This is a genomic window from Carboxylicivirga marina (genome assembly GCF_016612505.1).
In the GTDB taxonomy this organism is placed as follows: domain Bacteria; phylum Bacteroidota; class Bacteroidia; order Bacteroidales; family Marinilabiliaceae; genus Carboxylicivirga; species Carboxylicivirga marina.
This window is the reverse complement of the sequence record NZ_JAENRR010000001.1, coordinates 164,142-186,347: the sequence shown is the minus strand read 5'-3', so window position 1 is coordinate 186,347 and position 22,206 is coordinate 164,142. Positions and strand designations below refer to the sequence as shown.

Below are 22,206 nucleotides of genomic sequence, written 5' to 3'. Positions count from 1 at the left end.
AATGAATAAGCTTATAATATACAGCATCGCATTGTTCAGTGTCGTTGCCGCATCCTGTTCCGACTGGTTGGATGTTAAACCACGAAGTCAAACATCGGTTTCGGAGATGTTTGCATCGGAGAACGGGTTTACAGATGCTATGACAGGTGTATACATTAATCTCACCTCAAGAAAACTATATGGGCAAACACTAACAATGAAAGAGATAGAATACCTGGCTCAACATTGGGACCTAGGTGGAACAACCACTGAGAATGCCTTCTTAACATACGATTATAATAGTTCTCAGATATTGGCTTCTACCGATCTGGTGTTTTCTCTGATGTATAATAATATAGCTAATATTAATTCAATATTAGAGCACATTGATGAGAATAAAGATGTTTTTACACTGGGCATGTATGAAATGGTTAAGGGAGAAGCTTTGGCATTGAGAGCCTTTTGTCATTTTGAATTACTTCGACTATTCGGACCGGTACCAACATTGATAAAAGAAGGTAAGGTCTTACCATATGTGAAGACGATATCAAAAGATGTGCATGCTTATCATAGTTATCAGGAGTATATTCAATACATAGAAGAAGATTTTAAAAATGCAGAGCAATTGCTGTCGCAAGTGGATCCGATACACGATTTTTCTGTTGAAGATTTAAATGATCCCTTATCACAGGGTATTAATAATCTGCATCAGGGCTATAGAAAGTATAAGATGAATTATTTTGCTGTAAAGGGGGTTATGGCACGCTTTTACTTATGGACGCAAAACAAGCAAAAAGCCTACGAGTATGCAATGCATGTTATTCAGGCACAAAATCCTGATGGAAGCTATAAGTATAATTTAGGCACAAAAGATGATTTAGATCGCTATGATAGAACATTAAGTAAAGAACATTTGTGGTCTTTAAGTGCATACGATCTACAGTCAAATGTTGAGAGCTTGTTTTTGACCGGTGTACTGAAGCAACATGATTATATCATTTCCTATGTGTTTGACCGTAACCTGACTGATATTCGCTATGAATACCTTTGGAAGACGGTAGTGGATACGCGCGGTAATGAATCTTTCACCATAATGAAATACTTTCTGGAAGAAGATGTTGCTGAAGACCAACCATCTACTCAAAAGCAAATTATACCTCTCCTGCGCCTTTCTGAAATGTACCTGATTGCGATAGAATGCAGTGAATTAACAGAGAGTAGTACTTTGTATAAGGAGTATGCGGGTTCTCGAAACCTGATTGCTAATGATTTTATTAATGAGCAGGATCGACAAGATATTCTAATCAAAGAATATCGAAAGGAGTTTTATGGTGAAGGGCAAATGTTTTATGCCTACAAGCGATTAATGGCAGATCGTATATTCTTATATCGATCACCAGCAACGGAGGAAACTTATGTTGTTCCATTGCCGGCTAGAGAAATAGGGATGATTGAAAACTAGTATAATCTAGAGCTGTGAGCCGAATATCTTATTTTCAAAGCAATAACAAGGTATTTGGATCGTGAAAAAGCGAAAAATGTCAAATGCAAATAATGAAAGCTTGACGAAGTATAACTAGTAAAATATAAAACTTATGAACTTAAATAAATATATTAGATTCTTAGTAATTGGTGTTATTTTCTGTGCATGTGAGCCCCAGGCGCTAATGACCTATATAGGTGTTGATCGACTTCAGTTTGTTGATGCAAAAGATTTTAGATATTCATTCGTTTACGAGCCTAAAACGGTCACATCAGATACCGTATGGGTGACTGTGCAAACCATGGGAGATGTATATGACTATGACAGAGCAGTTAGTTTGGTTCAGGTTTTCGAAGAAGAGTGGACTTATACATATGATGAACTTGGTAATAAAATAGATTCCCTTTTCGATATAAGAAATGATCAGGCGGAATCCGGTATTCATTTTATACCACTTTCTGAGCATACTACATTTAAAGTATCAGCCAACACTGCCCGTGCTAACCTTCCAATTGTTGTGCTGCGAGATGTATCCTTGGTAAAAGATTCCTACCGTTTAAGACTAAGGATTTCCCCTAATGATTATTTTGAAGAAGGGGTAAAGGATGTTTTGGAAAAAACAATCATCATTTCAGATGTTGTTGTTAAACCTAATGGTTGGGATGACATTGCTGATAAATATTTATTTGGAGAATACGGACCTGTTAAGCATCGGTTTATTATCGACATACTAGGTCTAAGGATTGATGATGATTTTTTCAAAATGACTAAAGCAGATATCAGTTTGCTTAACTATTATAACTCAAAGGTGAAAACTGCTCTTTATGAATATAATATAGCGAACCCTGATAATCCGCTTCGAGAGGAGCCCAAAGATGGCGATATTGAAGGGGCATTAGTAACCTTTCCAAATGGAGTATAAGTAGCAAGTTAAGTTAGTTACTCATATTACGATAATGTAGCATGGGTGGCATAATCCTAACAGCAATGCACCTGGTGTTAAAAAGAACCAAAAAGAATACGTTTATGAAAGTAAAATACCATACCATAATTGTGTTGATCATTAGTTTAGTTATTATTTCATGTGCTAAAGATGATTCGACATTTCAAACAATTGAACTTAATGAGTTTTCGATTGGCGATTTTGAGGCAAAATATTCACTTGTAAGTATTCAGGATACCATAAAAATTAACCCGGAGATAATGAGTGAAGGGGAAGAAATGTATCAGTATATGTGGATGTATTATGAGAAAGTGATCGCTGGCAAAGTAACGAGGTTTGATACCATCAGCTATGAGAAAGATATTGAATTCCAAATAACAATGCCTCCTGGTGAGTATGAATTGGTTTTTCAAGCCACACAGTCGTCAACAGGGATAAGTAAATATCAAACCACAGATCTTAGTGTAGTGACGGCAAGTTCAAGAGGCTGGTATATTCTGAAAGAAGAAAAAGGTAATACAGAACTGGACTTAAACAATAAGGGTAAAGTGAGTGCTAATATGATATCAGGTGTATGGGGGCGTCCATTAAGAGGTAAACCCGTTCAAATTTCCTATGCACCTTATTATAATTGGATTGATCCGGAAACGAATGCTTCTTCTAAACGCAATAAGGTATTGGTTCCTTTGAGTGAGGAAGAGATGTTTATTTTACGCTATGATGATCTTAAAATCTTAAGAGATTTTTCTAATTCCTTTTTTGAAAAAGTGCCGGAAAGACAGGCACCTAATTTTTTTATAGCGAATTATAGAGGTATGTTCTTAGGTAATGATGGTCAGGCTTATAGTATCGATAATCAGTTCTCTAATAGTGGTTTATTTGGTGCTGCCAAATTAAGTAATACAGATATTGGGTTATCTAACCAATTTATTCAAATTAATGAAATGGCCTCACCTTTAGTGTACAATACTTCAACCAGTTCTTTTTGCACGATACGGCCAACCAGTTCCTATTTAGTTGGATTTCAAGAAGAGGGACGATTATCATCCATTAACTACCCATTATGCCGTAATTTGGATGCCGATTTGCAATATTTAGGGCGACAATCCAGGGGCTTTGATAGTTCTGGAACCGGTATTGCAATACTAAAAAGTAAGTCCACAGGTGAACAGTTGTTGGGGCATCTGGAATTAAATGCCTTAGGTTTTTTTGGAGGTTTGAAAAATCCATTATTTCAATTAGATGGTATAGCCCCTGATTTGCAGTTAACAAATGCCGATTGTTATGGAGTCAACCGCGATTATCAGTTCTTATACTTTTCAATTGGTTCTTCCTTGTATTCGTTTAATATCAAATATCATACTGAAGAGGAGTTGTTAGTTATGCCTGGAGGAGAAGAGATAACTTTCATCGAGCATTATCAATATGATATCTACGATGATGAAGAGAATCAGTTTGATAAATTAGTGGTAGCAACATTTGATGGTGTCAACTATAAGATATATCTATACGATACTTTGGCTGGTATACCTACAGGTGAACCCGAAATAATGCAAGGTGTGGGTAAAGTTCATGATATGTTTTACATGTCACCATATATCACCGAATGGGATGTTGCCAACTAATACCAGGTTTTCTAAAAAAGATTATACAGATGAAAAATATTTATATCGCATTATTATTACTTTGCTCCATAACAGCAGGTGCAAAGAATAGGTTTTGCACCATACAAGGTAAATTCGAGAAGAATACTTACAGTTCAATTTTCTTATTTCAAATGGAGAATGGAGAGCTGAAAAGTATCTCAAAAACACCAATTGACACAAAAGGTAATTTTGGTTTTCTTTTCGTACCGCAGAGCGAGGGTTTCTATTATGTAGGATATAGAAATGATTATACACGCATCTATGTCAAAAAAGATAGTCGTGTTAATTTTGTGATTGACAAAGAAGGCTATCACTTGTTTGGCAAGAACAATAAAGAAAATATCACGCTCCATAAGTGGTTTGTACTATCCAAAGATTTATATGACAGAACGGCTCGTAAACCCAAGCCTGTTGAGTCAACTTATCGTGATTTCTTTCCCATGCTGGAACGTATCAGTCCGTTGGCAGAGACGTTTGCCAAAAAAGTTAAGACAGGTAATGCTACTTTTGACGATTTGATGAAACGAACAGTTAACTGGGATCTTCAACTTTTTGCTTTGAGCCATATTTTCGCACCCCATGACTTTCATCCAAGAGCGCAGGACCATTCCGAATATTATAAGGTATTTAGCAATAGTAAAGGTGTATTTGATAGCGAACTTTTACTCATGAACCCGGAGTACAAGTATTACATTAGTATGTACGCCATCTATAACTTAAAGTTCAATGCCAAAGAAGGAGCATCTACTAAGGGGGTAACGATGGAAAACTATCTGGAATTGGTCACAGATAGTACAATACGGGGTGAGTTAATACTAGCCAAGGCAAAAGCCCTTAAAACACAGGCCAAACTAACTGAGTTAAACGAGCAGTATGGCTCATACCTGCATACCGATAATCAGCGTGAGCGATTGAAAAAGATTTTAGCAGAGCTGGAAAAGAAAACGGCTAATACAACAAAAAAGCCGTATAGCTTTACTTATCCTGATCAGGAGGGTAATAATGTATCGCTATCTGATTTTAAAGGCAAAATGGTGTTAGTAGATGTATGGGCCAGCTGGTGTGGGCCATGCAAAGCTGAGTTGCCTTACCTTAAAAAGATTCAAGAGCAGTTTAAGGGTAAAGATTTTGAGGTGGTGAGTATCTCGGTTGATAAAAGCCAGGCTAAATGGAAAGCCATGCTCAAGGAGAAGAACATGAGTGGTGTACAACTCAATATAAATGGCAACAATAAGCTGAGTAAAGATTTTCAGATTAAGGGTATTCCAAGATTTATGCTTTTTGATAAAAATGGTCATGTGCTGGAAGCCAATGCGCCAAGGCCGTCTGATCCGGAATTAAAAGCATTGATACAAGAGTATTTGAGCAAAAACTAAGTTTTGATATGTAGTCTCATGGCAAATGATATGAATCAAATGAGAAAGTTGTTTTTATCTGTCTTCTTACTTGGAAGTATACTGCTTAGTGTGCAGGCACAAATGGAGATACCTTTTTGGAGAGAAGGTGCTCATATGTTTGTATATGTCAAAATGGAAGATGGTAAAAACCATACCTTCTTATTTGATACGGGTGCAAGCTATAACATGGTCTCAAAAGATTTAGCCAATGGGCTTGGTCTCACTTTCGGTAAGTCAGTACCAATAAAATCTTTTGGAGGTATGCAAACCGGCTATTATACAAGCGTTGATAAGATGGAACTGGGAGGCGAGGCGCTGGAGAAAGAACACTTTGTTATATTAGATTCTTTTGGTGCCGGTCATATGGCTTATTCCGGTGTAATTGGAACCAATTTTTTTCGTAATAAGGTATTGACAATTGATAATGTCAAAGAAGTTATAACTATTGGAGATGGCAGCATCCCATTTGATTCGTCTGCCTTGAATTTACCATTGGACTTTTATGGCGGAGTGCCAGGTGTAGAAGTAAGCATTCACGCAGGTGAAGGAAAGCAAGTAAGTGGTAAAATGTTTATGGATACCGGTGCCGATGCAGCCATGCTATTTTTACCACATGCCGAACAAAAGTATCAGCTGTCAAGGTGTTTTGAAAAGAGCATAAGCAGTAGGGTTAAAAGTCCGGGTGGTGATTTTATAACCACAACTGGCCGCTTACAGAGTATCCGGCTAGGAGGTTTGGCCATTCATCATGTGCCTGTTCGCGTTATGTCATTCTCCAAAGAATTGCCTCAGGCCAGTTCATATTACTTGGGTATGATTGGTAATAAGCTGCTTGAAAAGTTTAACATTACATTTAACGGACCAGCAAAAACAGTTACCCTTGAGCCAATAAGCAATTATGCACTTGAAGAGCCCATTGTAATAGACCCGTCCGGTTTTTCTTTTATGACCAACGTCAAAATGGAATTCGTTGTGTCGAATGTACAAGAGAATGGAGCAGCTTTTAAGGCAGGCATGCAGGCTGGCGATGTCATTGTAAGCATTGATGATATTCCGAGTGCCGACTATTCGGTTCCCGAATTTTTGTCATTGATTTCGTCTGTTGGTTCACCTTTATCTTTTTCAATCAGGCGAGGAGAAGAGCTATTAAGTTTAAACTTTGTGCCTGAAGATATCTTATAAATCATCAAACAGGATGATTGAAATTAAATTGAAACAAATGAATACAATAAAGACAGCTTTAGTATCTGCTATAGTCGCCTTATCACTCTTGTCTTGCAGTTTAGGAAGCAAGACTATTGAGGCAAATATTGAAGGCTTAGGAAATGATACCCTATATATCAAGGCAATACCGGTAAGTAGTTATTATGATCGGGAGAGTGTGATATTAGATACGATTGTTTCAAAGGATGACAGGTTCTCGTATGATGTGCAATCCGAGGAACCTGTGTTGTTTTATGTTTTTCCCAAGCAGAAAGTCTATAAGAATGCTAAAGGAGTCAATAAGAGGCCTGCTCAATATTATATGACATTTCTGGTTAACTCTGGGTCAAAAATAGAGGTGAGTGGTCGTTTGGAAGAATGGCAACTATCTTATAAAGCCGAAGGAGGAGAAGCTTTTAATCATGATTATAGTGTTTCGCGTGATAGCTATTTGAACTTATATAAACAGTTGCATCAGTGTGATTTAAAGCTGGACAGTGTGATGCGTCATAAAGGTGGTTTTTCATTATTAAATGAATTAACACAAAAAAGGAGAGGTCTGTTTAGAGCCCCTTCAGAGCCTTTAATGAACTATATCAAACAGAACCCTGGTAAAGATTTGGCTGCATATTACTTGTTTAACCAGCGTGTTGATACCGTGGTGAAATACTATAACCACTTAAGTGCCGATGTCCGAGACGGGGCTTTTAAAAGCATCTTGGAGCATAAGAAACGGGCTTATGATGAGAAGATGGAAGCTAAAAATGCCGTTATTGACCTGGTTGAAGGTAAAACAGCACCTGACTTTACATTAAAATCCATATCAGGAGATTCACTCAACTTAAACGCTTTACAGCATCAATATGTGGTGCTTGATTTTTGGGGCAGCTGGTGTGGTTGGTGCATTACGGGCTTTCCAAAAATGAAAAAGTACTACGCCAAGTATAAAGGGGATATAGAGTTTGTGGGCATTGCCTGTAAAGATAAAGAGTCGAAATGGCGTAAGGTTGTAGCAGAGCAGGACTTGAAGTGGTTGAATGTAATCAATGATAAAAAGGGTGATGATGATCTAACCAAACTGTATCAGGTATACTCTTATCCAACAAAAATAATTTTGGACAGAGACCGTAAGATTGTTGGACGTTTTTCAGGCGAGACAGCGGATTTCTATATCAGACTGGATGAGTTAATACACAACAATTAAAAGAGTTGCTGTTTTTGAATATTTAGAATTAACTAATTAGTTGTAATATGAAACGAGTCATGAGAATAGCTTCTCACACAGGAGTATGATTGATTTTGGTGAGTTCCATATGGCAAATGAAAGCAAATTATAATCATATGAAAAATAAATTAATACTGCCATTTGTAAGTTTCACAATGGTATTAATAAGTTTGGTAGGTTGTCAAAAAAGTATTAAAGTGTGTGACATACAGGGAGAAGTGTTTGATTCGACCTGTACTTCTGTAGTCTTGTTTACTCTTGATCAGGATTACCGTTTTCAAGGGCTTGAAATACCTCTCGTTGATGGTAAGTTTACACATCAGGTTACTTATGAACAACCAGAGGTCTATAGTATTCTCACCAAAACAGGCAAAAAGAGAAACAGAGATTATTTCAAATTTATTTTAGAGGATAAAGAGCTTCCTATTCAATTGTATACGGGTAGTGATTTTAATAAAAGCTTCGCTGATGGAGGTCGAATCAATAAAGAATTTAAACTCTATAATGATTCAGTTTTTGGAAAATATAAACAAAGTTTAAGACCCTTTGGAGCTCGCATTAGAGAACTTCACCGCTCTAAGGACTATTATACTGACACAATGAACATCATTGATCAGGCCATGCGCAGTGGCCCATCAAAAGAAGAACGAAAAAGATTGATTGCCGCCTTTGAAGAACTTAAGAAAACAAATGCGCATTTGGGACCGGAAGCTCTAGAAATTCAAGAGAAACAACATGCATTAATAAAGGAGCAAATACGTAAGCAATACGAATACATTAGCGACAATCCTACTGTAATATCCTATTACTTGCTGTATATGGACGTTTTGCATCGCCAGAAGTATGTGGATATGGATTTGGTTAAAGAGCATTACAGAAAATTAGTGGACGAATTTCCAAATCATCCGTATAATGAGCAGTTAGCTAATATTTTTGGCAGTGAAGAAACTGTGAAAGTGGGAGCTAAGTTTATTGATTTTACCTTACCGGATATGGACGGTAATGAGCACAAAATATCAGATTTAGTAGCCGGAAAAATAGCAGTTATTGACCTGTGGGCTACCTGGTGTGGGCCTTGCATAGCAAAAAGCCGTGCGCTGGTACCTGTATATGATGAATTCAAGGATTCAGGTTTTACAATTGTAGGAGTTGCCGGAGAGTACAAGAATACAGATGGTTTAGCATATATGATAGACAAGCATAATTTTTCGTGGTCGCATCTGGTAGAGTTAGACAAAAAGCATCGTGTATGGGAAAAGTATGGTATTCCGAATGTTGGTGGCCGTAAGTTTCTGGTTGATGAGAAGGGAATTATTCTGGCCATTGATCCATCTGCTGATGATGTCAGGAAAGTATTAAAGAAAAAAATGAAAGGATAAAAATAGTATCCGATTAAAGAATTATCTAGACAATGGTAGTTGTGGTTTATCGCCATAACATTATATCCCCGGCTGTAACTTCCCCACGCAGCCGGGGATTTTTATTTTCTAAGCGAATAATATTCTATCATCTAACTATAATAATCTATTTTTACACGCGTTCTTTAAAACGAGATTAATTAAAAAAGTGCAAAATACAATGAACCGTTTATTTAGCTTATTATTTATCGCGCTTATAGGTTTAGGCGCAATGGCTCAGGAAGAAACTGTTTTAACGATAGGAGAGAAGACTTATTCGTTGGACGAATTCAACTATATCTACGATAAAAACAATTCTTTAACACAAGAGCCGGTCAGTCGAAATGAGTATGTCGACCTGTTTGTCAATTACAAGCTGAAAGTTGAGGAAGCTATCGCGCAAGGTTATGATACTGTACCATCATTTCAAAAAGAATTAGATTATTACCGTAACGAATTAGCCAAGCCTTATCTCACCGATAAGAAAGCGACTGATGAAGTGGTAAAAGAAGCTTATGAACATATGCTTTATGAGGTTGATGCTTCACATATATTGGTAAAATTGAGTAAATCGCCTACCCCAGAGGATACTTTAAAAGCGTATAAAAAGATTTTAAACATCAAAAAGCAACTTGAAAAAGGAGGTGATTTTGACCAGCTGGCAGTAGAGTTGTCAGAAGGACCATCGGCTCCAAATAAAGGTCATTTGGGTTACTTTGGTGCCTTTATGATGGTTTATCCTTTCGAAAAGGCCGCTTATAATACACCAGTTGGAGAAGTATCGGAAATAACACGAACGGCTTTTGGTTATCACTTAATAAAAGTAAATGATAAGCGCAAAAACAAGGGTGAGGTATTAGTGGCTCATATCATGAAAGCCTTTCCTTACCAATCTAATGGGCAGATACAGAATCAATCAAAAATTGCGATTGATTCGATCTATAATAAATTGCAGAATGGTGAATCATTCAATGCGATGGTTGCCCAATTCTCCGATGATAAGCAAACGGTGGCCAATAATGGAAAACTACCGTGGTTTGGAACCGGAAGAATGGTGCCTGAATTTAGCGATGCTGCTTTTTCTTTAAGTGAAAACGGGCAGGTTTCAAAACCTGTAAAAACCCAATTCGGATGGCATATTATCAAGCGCTTGGATGTTCGACCGATAAAACCTCTTGATGAGTGTCGCGAAGAAATTTTGCAAAAGATAAAACGTGATGAACGCGCATTTGCTGGCAAAAAAGCAACAGTTGAACGCCTTAAGAAAGAATATAATTTTACGATTAATGCAAGTGATTTAGCTTCACTGCAAGCTTTGGTTGTGAAAGCCAGTAAAGGTGAGAAGGCTGACTTTGTTAAACAATTGGAAGAAGCGCAGTTAACTCCTGCATCTTTTAATGGGCAGAGTATTCATTCAACGGAGTTTGCTCACGAAGCTTTTAAGTTTAATTTACCATCAGGTGGATTTACTGCTGCGAACTTCGCTCAGGTATGGAATGGCTACGTGGAAGAAAAACTGATTGAACATGAAAAATCAAATCTGGAAAATAAATACCCTGACTTTAAATTCTTGATGAATGAATATCACGATGGGTTATTGATTTTTGAAATCAGTCAAAAAGAGATATGGAACAGGGCATCGAATGATAGCACTGGTTTAGCGGTATATTACAGTGAGCACAAAAGTGAATATACTTTGGATGAGCACTTCGATGGACGTTTGTTTTATTGTAAAAACAAGACCGCCTATAAGCAATTAAAGAAGTTGCTTAAGAAAGATGAATCGTTGAATTTAGATTCATTGGAGAGTGAATTGAGCGACCAAATAATGGAAAAAGAGGGACGGTTTTTTAAAGGGGAAGAGGCACAATTAGATGTGAAGCAATGGAAAGATAAAAAAACAGTTATTGATACGAATTATCCGTATTTGTTAACAGAAGGCAAGTTGGTTGAAGAAAGTATACAGACATTAGATGAGGTTCGTGGACGTGTTATTTCTGATTATCAAGAAGAACTAGAGCAGAAATGGATCGAATCGCTAAAAGAAAAATACGACCCAAAGGTGAACGCTTTTGTTTTTAATAAGCAATAGTATACTTTTAGCCTCAATAAGCTTAAATTTTTATCAGCTAATGTCGCAAAAGAATCGAATAGGCTCAGTTATTATGAGCCTTACAATTTTTGTTTTCAGCGCTTGTAACTCAGTTAATAACTCGGTTAATGATGAGCCTTTGGTTAAAATCAATGAATCCTTTTTAACAAAAGGTAAGGTTTATCAGGCGGTACCCAATAGTCTGTCTAAAGAAGATAGTGCCATTTTTGCGCAAGATTATATCAATCGTTGGATTCGCTCTGAATTGTTATTAAGCAAGGCCGAATTAAACTTAACGCCAGATGAAAAAGATGTGGAGCAGATGCTGGAAGAGTATCGTCGCTCTCTTTTGATTCATCAATATCAACAAAAATTACTTGAGCAGAAGTACAGTCCGCTAATCACAGGTTCTGAAATAAAAAAGTATTACACCGATATGGTGGATAATTTCAAGTTGGCCGAACCTATCATAAAAGGTGTGTTTGTAATTGTGCCTCAATCGGCACCTAATATCAATAATCTTAAAGACTTATATCGCTCAGATGAGGCTGAAGATATCGTTAAATTAGAAGCTTATTGCTTTCAGAATGCTAAGAAATATGAAGTGTTTCTTGATCATTGGCTTACGTTTGATGAGATTAATAAGCATTTACCCGAAGGTATTAACCAAACGGAGCGCTTTATCAGGAATAATAAATACCATCACACAACCGATTCTGTCAATCAATATTTTTTATCGATTAAAGAATATAAGCTAGGCTCAGAAGTGGCTCCACTTGAATTTGTTGAGTCCAAAATAAAAGCTATTCTTCTCAATAAAAAGCGATTGGAATTCATAAAACAACTTGAGGTTGATTTGTATGATGAAGCGCTCAAAAACAAAAACATCACTTTTTTCTAAAACATTAGAATCGATTGGGATGTATGTTGGTTATTGTTATTCATAACAAAGTCAATGCAAATTAAAATTGATGTGAAATTGTGATGTGGAAAAGACAAGTTATTAGGAAGTCTTTCAGTTGCTAAAAACTTATTAACTATTAACAATAGCAGCAAAAATTTATGTAGGTTTGCAGTTGCCTTATTGAGATGCAATATTATTGGAGAGATAATACCTGGCAATGCATCTTTAAAGAATTAATGATTAAGATTAAGAAAATACTGGACATGAAGAAATTCATAAGGATAAGTACATTACTACTTTTAATATTCATTTCTTTTAACACACTACTGGCTCAAAATAACGTTATTGATGAAGTTATTGCTGTAGTTGGAGATAATGCCATTCTTAAATCCGATATAGAACATCAGTACGAGCAAGCTTTAGTAGAAGGGGCTAACTTTTCTGGTGATTTAAAATGTCACCTATTTGAACAGGCATTGATTAGTAAGCTCTTGTTAAACCAGGCTGAGTTAGATAGTGTTGAAGTAGGAGAGAACGAAGTGGTGAACCAGGTTGACCAGCGCATTAACTACTTTATTCAGCAAATCGGGTCTAAAGAGAAAACAGAAGAATATTTTAATAAGTCATTGTTGCAGATTAAACGCGACCAAATGCAAATGGTGCGCACACAAATGCTAACGCAGCGCATGCAGCAAGAAATTACCAAGGATATTAATGTAACACCGGCTGATATTGGAGCCTACTACCGTAATTTACCAAAGGACAGTTTGCCAATGGTGCCAACGCAGTATGAGTTGCAGCAAATAGTTTTGCATCCACGAGTAGAGCAGAAAGAAATTGACAGGGTAAAATCACAACTACGTGACTTTCAAAAGCAGGTGAGTGAAGGACGTGATTTTGCGACTTTAGCTGTTTTATACTCAGAGGATAAAGGTTCGGCCACACGAGGTGGTGAGCTCGGCTGGATGCCACGTTCGGGTCTGGTACCTGAATTTGCTAGTGTGGCGTTTAACATGCAGGACAAAAAGAAGGTGTCAAAAATTGTTGAAACAGAGTTTGGTTTTCACATCATTCAGTTGATTGATCGTAAAGGTGACCGAATTAATTGTAGACACATTTTGATGAAACCAAAGGTGAATGAAGAGGCAAAGAAAAAAGCACAAGCCAGTCTGGATACAATTCGTGGTTTAATTACTGATGAAACCATGTCGTTTGAAGAGGCAGCATTGCGTTTTTCGATGGACAAAGATTCGCGTACAAGTGGTGGTCAAATGGTTAATCCGCAAAGTGGAACGGCTAAATTTGAAATTGCACAAATACCTGTTGAAATTAATAAGCAGTTGCAGGGCATGAAAGAGAATGATATTTCACCTTCATTTTATATGTTAGACGAGCGCAAAGGAAAAGAAACATATCGTATCATTAAACTTAAGCGCAAATCACCTCCTCATAAGGCTAATCGCAAAGAGGATTATCAGTTGTTACGTACTATGCTTGAAAATAGTTTGCAACAGGAGACTTTGGATAAGTGGATTAAAGAAAAGCAGGCAGACACCTATATTACAATAGATAAAAGTTGGGTTAACTGCGAGTTTAAGTATGATAACTGGGTGAAAGAGTAAAGAAGATAATAAGTTATAATAGAGCTCCGGTATGTTTCATATCGGAGCTTTTTGTTATTTGGAAACGTTAAAAAATAGCCATTCATCTATTATCAAGTTATAAAATTTACTACATTTGAAATATTGCAATTATGTGAGGTGTGAAACGAGTGACCTATAAGTACAAGAACTCCCATTTAGAAGCTTATTTTTGGTTAATCGCCCTTGTTTCACTAGCGCTATCCTCACCTGATGAAGCTACGCATTACACACTTTGTATTTTTAAAAATCTGGGTTTTAATTTTTGTCCTGGTTGTGGCTTAGGTCATAGTATTACCTATCTGTTTCACGGACGATTATTGGATGCCTGGCAAGCTCATCCACTGGCACCAATTGCCGTTGTGGTTTTGCTATACAGATCTTTTAAAATACTTAGAAAAGACATAAACTTTACAACATAAATTACATGCTATGAACAAGATTTACACCTTATTACCAGAAGTTGAAGGCGAAGAAGCTATCTTTCTCGATTCGCTGTTAAAAGATATGAATGAAGAACAGGCGCAAAACTTTATTCTTATTTATCGTGGTCGCAGAAAAGATCCTCAAACCATATTGCTTACTTCTTTATTAGGTTTTTTTGGATTTGCAGGAATTCAGCGTTTTTTTATTAATCATATTGGAATGGGTATTCTATATTTCTTTACTGCAGGTTTGTGTTTTATTGGTACCATTGTTGATTTAGTGAATCATAAAAATCTGGCATTTGAACACAATCAACAGGTTGCTCGCGAAATTAAATTATTAATAAGCTAGTCATCAAATAAAAACGGTAAAGCTCCGGTTTCCGGGGCTTTTTTTGAATTATCGACATATGGTTTAGCGCTTATTAGTTTGTCTGGATATGGCTTTATAAGGTGCTGTAAGTTGTCTTTTGAACGTGCCATCAACCATTCATCTTCCTCCGACTGGTCTAAGATTACTGGCATTCTTGATTCATTTAACTTGGGATTATTGTGAATTTTCTTCATTAACTGATTAGCACTTGTTGTTACAATACTGCAGGTGTTCATAAGTTCTCCTGTATCAATATTCGTCCATTCACTCCAGAGTCCTGCCAGCATAAGTGGTTGTTCATCATTGGATTTTACATAATACGGAATCGTCTTTTTATTAGTGTGATGAAATTCATAAAAGCCTGCTACTGGTATAAGGCAACGCTTCTCTTTGGCGGAATTTTTAAAAGCAGGTTTTTCAAATATCGTTTCTCCCCGGGCATTTAAGGTTTTATTCCAGATGTTTTTTGCTTGAAATTCATTTTTTGCCCAATGAGGTATTAAACCCCAATGCGATAAAATCGGATGATAAGGTGCCTGATTTGTATAGATGATAATCTCCGGATGAGTGAAGCCAGAAACCCGCTCGTGGTCTTTGAAGCGCTTCAATTCTTCAGTGTAACGAACAATATCTTCACTAACACCATAATGCTTTGCTCTTTTAAGGGCTTTCTCAATCAGATATTTTGCCGTATAACACATCTGTTTAATAATTATATGAATCAAACAGTTTGAGTGTATTAATTGTTGATTTTGATAGTTGTATAATTGACGAAAGTAAAATGTATACAATGAACTGTGATAAGTATACACTATAAGAATTTATCCACATTAGTTTTGTACAAACGATAAAACTATAAATATGAAAGCAACCGCACTAATAACAGGAGCCTCAACAGGAATTGGTAAAGAATTGGCCAAAATACATGCTGCCAGGGGAGGTGATTTAATCATTGTGGCCAGAAGTAAAGACAAGCTGGAAGCCTTAAAAACTGAACTTGAAGGGCAATATGGTGTGCAAGTAAAGGTTATTGCTAAAGATTTAACCCAATTGACTGCTGCACAAGAATTATATGATGAAGTGAAGCATGCTGGTATTGAAATTGAGTATTTGATAAATAATGCTGGCTTCGGAGGATTAGGGCAATTTCAAGAGCAGGAACTCGCTCTTCAGATAAATATGATAAATTTGAATGTGACTACCTTAACAGCTTTAACACGTTTGGTTTTGCCCGATATGGTTGCTCGCGATAGAGGAAGGATTATGAATGTGTCATCAACAGCGAGTTTTATGCCAGGGCCATTGCAGGCTGTATATTTTGCTACAAAGGCCTTTGTTACTTTCTTAAGTAACGCCATTTCAGAGGAGTTACATGCGAGTAAAGTTACAGTAACAAATCTGATGCCCGGCGCAACGGAAACTGAATTTGGAGCGCGCTCAGGCATGGATAAAACCGAAATGTTTAAAACTGCTGTTAGTTCCAGTGGTGTAGCACAAGATGGTTATGACGGTATGCTAAAAGGTAAGCTTGATGTCATTTCTGGCTTAACCTTTTCGCAGAAGGTAATGATGGCGATGCTTCCATTTATGCCCAAAAAGATGATTTTGAGTCAGATGCGTAAGATGCAAACCGTATAATTCAAATAAAAATAAAAAATCCGCTCTAAAGGCGGATTTTCTTAATATTTTAATGGCAGCAGCTACATTTACTTATTAGCCATTGCGGAAACTGGCCAATGGCATAATTGTAAAGGCTGTCGGTAGAATGAAATTCACCCAATAAAAGACAATAATCAATTTTGGGCATCAGGTGGCAAGCTACCCTGTGTATGGTTCGAGTACCATCTTTTGCTATTTTGTAATCCAAATAAAAGGTTTTCATGCTTTTGGAGTATTAGATTTAGCTAACAATGCTAACTCTTTTAAGTCCTTTTAGGTTAATTATTCGGATGGTATCTTTGTTCATATCAATCAGCTTTTCGCGCATAAAATCATTTAATGAACGACTTACTGATTCTTTTGATGTGCCGATCCAATTCGCCATATCAGTTCGTGAAATACGAATCGGAAATTCATGTCCTTCATTGATTTCAAACAGCTCCATTTGTTTAACCAATATATTTGCAGCCCTACCTCGCACCGTTTTTTGACTCATGTCAATAATTGAAGTACAAGCTTCTTTCATTTCTGTACATGCCTTCTGAAGCATTGAAAATGCTAGATTACTATCAGTTTTAAAAGCTTGTTCAAGGCTGTTGTCTGATAATTCACAAAGTACTGAATTGACCATGCATTCGCATCCTGTAACTTCAGGTTCATTGGTAAATTGAGAATAATAACCTACAATTTCACCCTCACGTACCATGCGTACTATCTGCTTATTGCCTTTAGCTCCAATGCTATAAAGCTTAACCATTCCTTTCTTGACAAGATAGGCTGTCTTAGCTCTACTATTCACATTATAAACTACTTCGCCAGTCTGAAACATTGAACACTTGTCAAATGAAGTGAATAACTGACTGCTTTCTTCCATCACTCTTTCCATTGCCCTTCATTTAATTTTGAAACGATTAAAAGAATAAATAAACTGAAAAAGAAAGAGGCACAATTATCGCCAGATTAGCACCTCTTAACTTAAACCTTTTGTACTCCTATAGACACCTTCATGATCGAAATGGGTGACAACGGATGTAGTAATTTTAAATAAAAAAAGGAAATCGGTAAAGATTTCCTTTGAAGTATTAAATATTTCTAGTTTATAAGTTTTTCATACTGAGCTGTATGCGTTTTCTTGTTCGATCTACTTCAAGTATTTTCACTTTTACTTGTTGTTGAAGCTTTACAATGTCATTCGGGTCACTTATATAGCGATCAGCTAATTGTGAGATGTGCACGAGTCCATCTTGTTTGACACCAATATCAACAAAGGCGCCAAAGTTGGTTATGTTAGTAACCAAACCAGGTAATACCATTCCTTCATATAAATCATCGATTGAGTAAATGCCTTCAGCAAACTCAAATGCAACTATTTCACTCCTCGGGTCGCGTCCTGGTTTATCAAGTTCATTCATGATGTCTGTTAAGGTTGGTAATCCAAATTTATCAGATACATAGTTTTGTAATTTTATTTGCTCTCTTAAAGTTTTGGTAGCCACCAGTTCATCTATTGAACAACCGATGTCACTTGCCATTTGCTTAACGAGTTTATAGGTCTCGGGATGAACGGCGGTATTGTCAAGTGGATTTTTAGAATTGCTAATGCGTAAGAAGCCAGCAGCCTGTTCAAATGCTTTGGCCCCAAGTCTTGGTACCTTCTTAAGTTTATCACGTGAGTCAAAGGCCCCATTTTCACTTCGGAAGTCAACAATGTTTTGTGCCAATTGCGGACCTAATCCTGATACATAAGTTAATAAGTGCTTACTGGCAGTATTTAAGTTAATGCCCACTGAATTAACACATGACTCAACAACATTGTCCAGCGATTTTTTTAGCTGCGATTGATCAACATCATGTTGATATTGACCTACCCCAATTGATTTAGGATCGATTTTAACCAATTCAGCTAGCGGATCCATAAGTCGACGCCCGATCGATACAGCACCTCTTACAGTCACATCGTAATCGGGAAATTCCTCTCGTGCAACTTTGCCGGCCGAATATACAGATGCACCATCTTCACTTACAACATAAGTGTCTACTTTATGATTTAATCGAAGACCTTTTGCAAAGGCTTCTGTTTCACGCGATGCTGTTCCATTACCGATGGCTATTGCTTCAATTTGATGCTTGTTTATTAATGAAGTAATGGTGTTGGCCGACTCTTGATATTTATTTTGGGGTGCATGTGGATAAATAGTATTGTTATCTAATAAGTTGCCCTGAGCATCAAGGCAAACAACTTTACATCCTGTGCGATATCCGGGGTCAAGTGCCAGTACTCTTTTTTGACCTAAAGGAGATGCGAGAAGAAGTTGGCGCAAGTTCTCGGCAAAAACACGAATGGCTTCTGTATCTGATTTTTCGGTTGACGTATTTGTAAATTCAGTTTCAATTGATGGTGCCAGTAATCGTTTGTAGGCATCAGAAACAGCTTCGGCAACTTGTTCAGAAGCAGAAGTGTTGCCTTTTACAAAAAAGCGCTTTAATCGATGTGTGCAAGTTTCCGCCTCTGGCGTAATGTTTAGTTTTAGGTAGCCTTCCTTTTCGCCTCGGCGCATGGCCATAAAACGATGTGATGGGCAGCGTTTAAGGGGTTCGTTCCAGTCGTAATAATCTTTGTATTTAACGCCTTCTTCCTCTTTGCCTTTTACTACTTTAGCACTGATGGTAGCTTCTTTTTCAAAAACTGAGCGAACTATCTCACGACTTACCTGGTGTTCGTTTACCCACTCGGCAATAATATCACGTGCGCCCTGGAGGGCTTCATCAGTGTCAGCCACCTCATTGTTAACAAATGATGCTGCACGTCCTTCAACATCGCGTTCATATTGTTTCATTATTATCTTGGCCAAAGGTTCAAGGCCTTTTTCGCGTGCTTTAACAGCCCGTGTTTTTCGTTTAGGCTTAAATGGCAGATAAATATCTTCAAGTTCGGTGATGTTATAGCTTGATTTTATTTTGTTTTCGAGTTCAGCACTAAGTACCCCTTGTTCATCCATCGATTTCAGGATGGTTTCTTTTCGCTTTTCTAACTCTTGTAACTTCTCGTATCGTTCTTTAATTGCACCTACTTCCAATTCGTCAAGGCTTCCTGTCATCTCCTTTCGATAGCGGCTGATAAATGGTATGGTAGCTCCTTCGTCGAGAAGCGTTATGGTGTTTTCAACGCTTTTAAGTACAAGGTTGAGTTCTTTTGATATGATTTGGGATAATAGCATAAGAATGATATTAGTTATGCGTAAACTTTAATTAATCAAGGATGTAGACAATATGCGAAGTCTATAAAACAAAAAATAAAGAGTCAGCGTACGACTGCTTTCGATATTATTTATGAGTACCAATGAAAATGAACAGAAGTTATTGCTAGCTATCAGACTTTTTCTGATTCTGACCTGGTTTCTTTTTAAAGGTTTTACGTTTGTTGGTATTAGGTTTTCTCTTCTGACCGCCTTTTCGTCTTCTCCCTTTCATTAACTCCTCAGGCTTATACGCAGGTGCTTCTCCAAGCTCTGGGTTAAGAGGAATTTTATAAACCTCCTTTTCAATTAAACGCTCAATTTTATGAAACTCAAGTACTTCTTTGTCATTAATTAGAGTGATGGCGACACCTTGAGTTTGTGCTCTTGCTGTTCTTCCAACGCGATGTACATAATCTTCAGCATCACGCGGGACATCAAAATTAATGACCAGATCAATCTTTTCAATGTCAATACCTCTGGCGATAATATCTGTAGCAACCAGGATTTGAACATTTCGGTTCTTGAACTCACGAAGTACTTCTTCACGTTCGGCTTGCTCTAAATCAGAACTAATGTCTTTCGCATTAAAACCATTGCTTTGAAGCGAGCGTGCAATTTCTTTTACCTTTTGCTTGGTAGATGTAAATATAATGATGCTCGGTAAATCTTTATCTTTCAAAAGCGTATTGAGCAAAGGAATCTTTTGCGTGTCATAAACCATGTATGCTGCTTGCAATATGCCTTCAGCTGGTTTGCTAATCGAGATGTTTATTTCTTCTTGATCGACCAGGATGTTTTTGGCTAAGTCTCTAATTTTAGGAGGCATTGTAGCCGAAAACATAAGGGTTTGGCGTTCTTTAGGCAAATGCTTTACAACTTGCATAATATCATCAAAGAAACCCATGTCGAGCATGCGATCGGCTTCATCGAGGATCAAATGTTGCAGAGTACTCATATCGACATAGCCCATGGTAAGGTGCTGGATGAGTCGACCAGGTGTAGCAATAACAAGATCGGCACCGGTTGTTAAAGCATTTTTTTGACGATTCCATTCCCCTGAGTCATTGCCACCATATATAGCAGTTGAAGATACATCCAGGAAGTAACCAAAACCTTCCATCTGTTGATCAATTTGGATGGCCAACTCTCGTGTCGGCACCAGAATAAGTGCATTAATTTTATTGTGACCGTGTCGTATAAGCTTGTCGAGCACTGGTAAGAGATAAGCGGCCGTTTTTCCTGTGCCTGTTTGGGCGCAGGCAATTAGATCTCTGCCATCTTTTATAACTGGTACAGTTTTTTCTTGTACAGGTGTTGCTTTTTCAAACCTCATGGCTTCAAGGCCATCTAACAACTCTTCTGAAAATCCAAATTCTTTAAATTCCAAAGTATCCGCTTTATAATTTCTTTACTCTACATAAACAACCAAACCTTTTAGGTATTCACCTTCGGGATGGTAAATGTCAACCGGGTGATCGGCAGGCTGTGTTAGTTGCTGAAGTATTCTTACTTTTCTTCCGGCGCGCGCAGCTGCCGAAAATACCATTGTTCTGAATTGCTCTTTGGTAATCACCTGCGAGCATGAGAATGTAAACAATACGCCACCTGAACGAATTTGTTCAAATGCTTTTGCATTTAACCGCCTGTAGCCCTGAAGTGCATTTTTAACAACGTTAATATGTTTGGCAAATGCCGGTGGGTCAAGTATAATGAGGTCGTATTTGTTCTTTATTTTGTTTAGATATTTAAAAGCATCAACCGCGAAAGAATCGTGTCTTTTATCTCCAGGGAAGTTGAGCTCAACATTGTCATTCGTTATTTGAATAGCTCTTTCTGAGCTGTCAACCGAGTGGACTAACTTAGCACCACCTCGCATCGCATAAAAAGAGAAGCCACCAGTGTAGCAAAACATATTGAGTACTTCGCGCCCTTTGCTATAATGCTCAATTAGTGAGCGGTTTTCGCGTTGGTCAACAAAAAAGCCTGTTTTCTGCCCTTTTTCCCAGTCTACCTTAAATTTCAAGCCATTTTCAAGAGCAACCTTTTCAGAACTCTTGCCATAAATATATCCATTAACCGGTTCAACATCGGCTTTGTATGGCATGGTGCCTTCCGATTTATTGAAAATGGAAACTAATTTGTCTCCTAATACTTCTTGTAGTGCTTTTGCAATTTGATCTTTAACCAAATACATGCCAACGGTATGCATTTGCACTACTGCTGTTCCGTTGTAGAAATCAATAATTAAACCAGGTAAATAGTCACCTTCGCCATGAACGAGACGAAAGGCATTTGTTGATTCATTTTCAGCTAAACCTGTTGAGAGGCGTAATTCATATGCTTTTTGTATTCTGTTCTTCCAAAAAGTATAATCGATTTCCTCTTGTTCAAAGCTCAAAACCCTCACAGCAATAGAACCAATAATGTAATGCCCAAGAGCCAGGAAATTATCTTGACTATCGAGAACTTCTACCAAATCGCCTTCTGTCAGATCGGGACCTTTAACACCTTTTACTGCTCCTGAAAATACCCAGGGGTGATAGCGATTTAAACTCTGCTCTTTTCCTTGTTTTAAAACTAATTGTGGTTTATCAGACATGT

Annotated in this window: 18 protein-coding genes; 13 read left to right on the top strand and 5 right to left on the bottom strand. The window is 37.4% G+C overall.

All coding sequences use genetic code 11. The features are described from left to right. The first annotated feature begins 1 nt into the window (after position 1). The 12 genes from JIV24_RS00730 to JIV24_RS00675 all read left to right on the top strand — a co-directional run bounded on the left by JIV24_RS00730 (position 2) and on the right by JIV24_RS00675 (position 14,686). A complete protein-coding gene (locus JIV24_RS00730) occupies positions 2–1,441 on the top strand; it encodes a RagB/SusD family nutrient uptake outer membrane protein (protein WP_200463072.1) in 1,440 nt (479 codons plus the stop codon). A gap of 133 nt (positions 1,442–1,574) precedes the next feature. Further along, a complete protein-coding gene (locus JIV24_RS00725) occupies positions 1,575–2,384 on the top strand; it encodes a DUF4843 domain-containing protein (protein ID WP_200463071.1) in 810 nt (269 codons plus the stop codon). 104 nt (positions 2,385–2,488) lie between these two features. Beyond that, complete coding sequence (locus tag JIV24_RS00720) at positions 2,489–4,030, top strand: PKD-like family lipoprotein (protein WP_200463070.1); 1,542 nt, start codon at positions 2,489–2,491, stop codon at positions 4,028–4,030. A gap of 29 nt (positions 4,031–4,059) precedes the next feature. Beyond that, on the top strand, positions 4,060–5,427 hold the full coding sequence (locus JIV24_RS00715) for a TlpA family protein disulfide reductase (RefSeq protein WP_200463069.1): 1,368 nt from the start codon (positions 4,060–4,062) through the stop codon (positions 5,425–5,427). A 39-nt stretch (positions 5,428–5,466) separates the two neighbouring features. After that, a complete protein-coding gene (locus JIV24_RS00710) occupies positions 5,467–6,630 on the top strand; it encodes an aspartyl protease family protein (protein ID WP_200463068.1) in 1,164 nt (387 codons plus the stop codon). 37 nt (positions 6,631–6,667) lie between these two features. Beyond that, positions 6,668–7,855 carry a TlpA disulfide reductase family protein gene (locus JIV24_RS00705; protein WP_200463067.1) on the top strand — a complete coding sequence of 396 codons (1,188 nt, stop codon included), beginning with the start codon at positions 6,668–6,670 and terminating at the stop codon, positions 7,853–7,855. Positions 7,856–7,992: 137 nt separating this feature from the next. After that, positions 7,993–9,255 (top strand): peroxiredoxin family protein, encoded by a 1,263-nt coding sequence (locus JIV24_RS00700; protein ID WP_200463066.1) that lies wholly within the window; start codon positions 7,993–7,995, stop codon positions 9,253–9,255. A 199-nt stretch (positions 9,256–9,454) separates the two neighbouring features. Further along, a complete protein-coding gene (locus JIV24_RS00695; protein WP_200463065.1) occupies positions 9,455–11,365 on the top strand; it encodes a peptidylprolyl isomerase in 1,911 nt (636 codons plus the stop codon). 40 nt (positions 11,366–11,405) lie between these two features. Continuing rightward, positions 11,406–12,266 carry a hypothetical protein gene (locus tag JIV24_RS00690; protein WP_200463064.1) on the top strand — a complete coding sequence of 287 codons (861 nt, stop codon included), beginning with the start codon at positions 11,406–11,408 and terminating at the stop codon, positions 12,264–12,266. Positions 12,267–12,532: 266 nt separating this feature from the next. After that, positions 12,533–13,891 carry a peptidylprolyl isomerase gene (locus tag JIV24_RS00685; RefSeq protein ID WP_200463063.1) on the top strand — a complete coding sequence of 453 codons (1,359 nt, stop codon included), beginning with the start codon at positions 12,533–12,535 and terminating at the stop codon, positions 13,889–13,891. Between the two features lie 140 nt (positions 13,892–14,031). Beyond that, entirely contained in the window at positions 14,032–14,331 is a 300-nt protein-coding gene (locus JIV24_RS22715; RefSeq protein ID WP_289047633.1) for a DUF2752 domain-containing protein, read from the top strand. A gap of 10 nt (positions 14,332–14,341) precedes the next feature. Continuing rightward, positions 14,342–14,686 carry a TM2 domain-containing protein gene (locus JIV24_RS00675; RefSeq protein WP_200463062.1) on the top strand — a complete coding sequence of 115 codons (345 nt, stop codon included), beginning with the start codon at positions 14,342–14,344 and terminating at the stop codon, positions 14,684–14,686. On the opposite strand, the gene JIV24_RS00670 is transcribed toward JIV24_RS00675, so the two are convergent. Next, positions 14,683–15,408 (bottom strand): SOS response-associated peptidase, encoded by a 726-nt coding sequence (locus tag JIV24_RS00670; protein ID WP_200463061.1) that lies wholly within the window; start codon positions 15,406–15,408, stop codon positions 14,683–14,685. The genes JIV24_RS00675 and JIV24_RS00670 overlap by 4 nt on opposite strands. Before the next feature lie 160 nt (positions 15,409–15,568). Between JIV24_RS00670 and JIV24_RS00665 the strand changes: the two genes are divergently transcribed. After that, entirely contained in the window at positions 15,569–16,345 is a 777-nt protein-coding gene (locus JIV24_RS00665) for an SDR family NAD(P)-dependent oxidoreductase (protein WP_200463060.1), read from the top strand. A 262-nt stretch (positions 16,346–16,607) separates the two neighbouring features. Here the strand turns inward: JIV24_RS00665 and JIV24_RS00660 are convergent, their stop codons facing one another. The 4 genes from JIV24_RS00660 to JIV24_RS00645 form a co-directional block, all read right to left on the bottom strand. After that, positions 16,608–17,252, bottom strand: a complete 645-nt coding sequence (locus tag JIV24_RS00660; RefSeq protein WP_200463059.1) for a Crp/Fnr family transcriptional regulator — start codon at positions 17,250–17,252, stop codon at positions 16,608–16,610. A 211-nt stretch (positions 17,253–17,463) separates the two neighbouring features. Beyond that, complete coding sequence (locus JIV24_RS00655; RefSeq protein ID WP_200463058.1) at positions 17,464–19,584, bottom strand: Tex family protein; 2,121 nt, start codon at positions 19,582–19,584, stop codon at positions 17,464–17,466. 145 nt (positions 19,585–19,729) lie between these two features. Further along, complete coding sequence (locus JIV24_RS00650) at positions 19,730–20,992, bottom strand: DEAD/DEAH box helicase (RefSeq protein WP_200463057.1); 1,263 nt, start codon at positions 20,990–20,992, stop codon at positions 19,730–19,732. Positions 20,993–21,013: 21 nt separating this feature from the next. Continuing rightward, positions 21,014–22,204, bottom strand: a complete 1,191-nt coding sequence (locus tag JIV24_RS00645; RefSeq protein WP_200463056.1) for a class I SAM-dependent rRNA methyltransferase — start codon at positions 22,202–22,204, stop codon at positions 21,014–21,016. Between the last annotated feature and the right edge of the window lie 2 nt (positions 22,205–22,206).

Bases quoted from the DNA above. Each gene is read 5' to 3' on its own strand.
- JIV24_RS00695 (WP_200463065.1), top strand. From the start codon at position 9,455: ATGAACCGTTTATTTAGCTTATTATTTATCGCGCTTATAGGTTTAGGC.
- JIV24_RS00675 (WP_200463062.1), top strand. From the start codon at position 14,342: ATGAACAAGATTTACACCTTATTACCAGAAGTTGAAGGCGAAGAAGCT.
- JIV24_RS00660 (WP_200463059.1), bottom strand. From the start codon at position 17,252: ATGGAAAGAGTGATGGAAGAAAGCAGTCAGTTATTCACTTCATTTGAC.
- JIV24_RS00655 (WP_200463058.1), bottom strand. From the start codon at position 19,584: ATGCTATTATCCCAAATCATATCAAAAGAACTCAACCTTGTACTTAAA.
- JIV24_RS00645 (WP_200463056.1), bottom strand. From the start codon at position 22,204: ATGTCTGATAAACCACAATTAGTTTTAAAACAAGGAAAAGAGCAGAGT.
- JIV24_RS00665 (WP_200463060.1), top strand. From the start codon at position 15,569: ATGAAAGCAACCGCACTAATAACAGGAGCCTCAACAGGAATTGGTAAA.
- JIV24_RS00690 (WP_200463064.1), top strand. From the start codon at position 11,406: ATGTCGCAAAAGAATCGAATAGGCTCAGTTATTATGAGCCTTACAATT.
- JIV24_RS00725 (WP_200463071.1), top strand. From the start codon at position 1,575: ATGAACTTAAATAAATATATTAGATTCTTAGTAATTGGTGTTATTTTC.
- JIV24_RS00670 (WP_200463061.1), bottom strand. From the start codon at position 15,408: ATGTGTTATACGGCAAAATATCTGATTGAGAAAGCCCTTAAAAGAGCA.
- JIV24_RS00730 (WP_200463072.1), top strand. From the start codon at position 2: ATGAATAAGCTTATAATATACAGCATCGCATTGTTCAGTGTCGTTGCC.
- JIV24_RS00705 (WP_200463067.1), top strand. From the start codon at position 6,668: ATGAATACAATAAAGACAGCTTTAGTATCTGCTATAGTCGCCTTATCA.
- JIV24_RS00685 (WP_200463063.1), top strand. From the start codon at position 12,533: ATGAAGAAATTCATAAGGATAAGTACATTACTACTTTTAATATTCATT.
- JIV24_RS00700 (WP_200463066.1), top strand. From the start codon at position 7,993: ATGAAAAATAAATTAATACTGCCATTTGTAAGTTTCACAATGGTATTA.
- JIV24_RS00715 (WP_200463069.1), top strand. From the start codon at position 4,060: ATGAAAAATATTTATATCGCATTATTATTACTTTGCTCCATAACAGCA.
- JIV24_RS00710 (WP_200463068.1), top strand. From the start codon at position 5,467: ATGAGAAAGTTGTTTTTATCTGTCTTCTTACTTGGAAGTATACTGCTT.
- JIV24_RS00720 (WP_200463070.1), top strand. From the start codon at position 2,489: ATGAAAGTAAAATACCATACCATAATTGTGTTGATCATTAGTTTAGTT.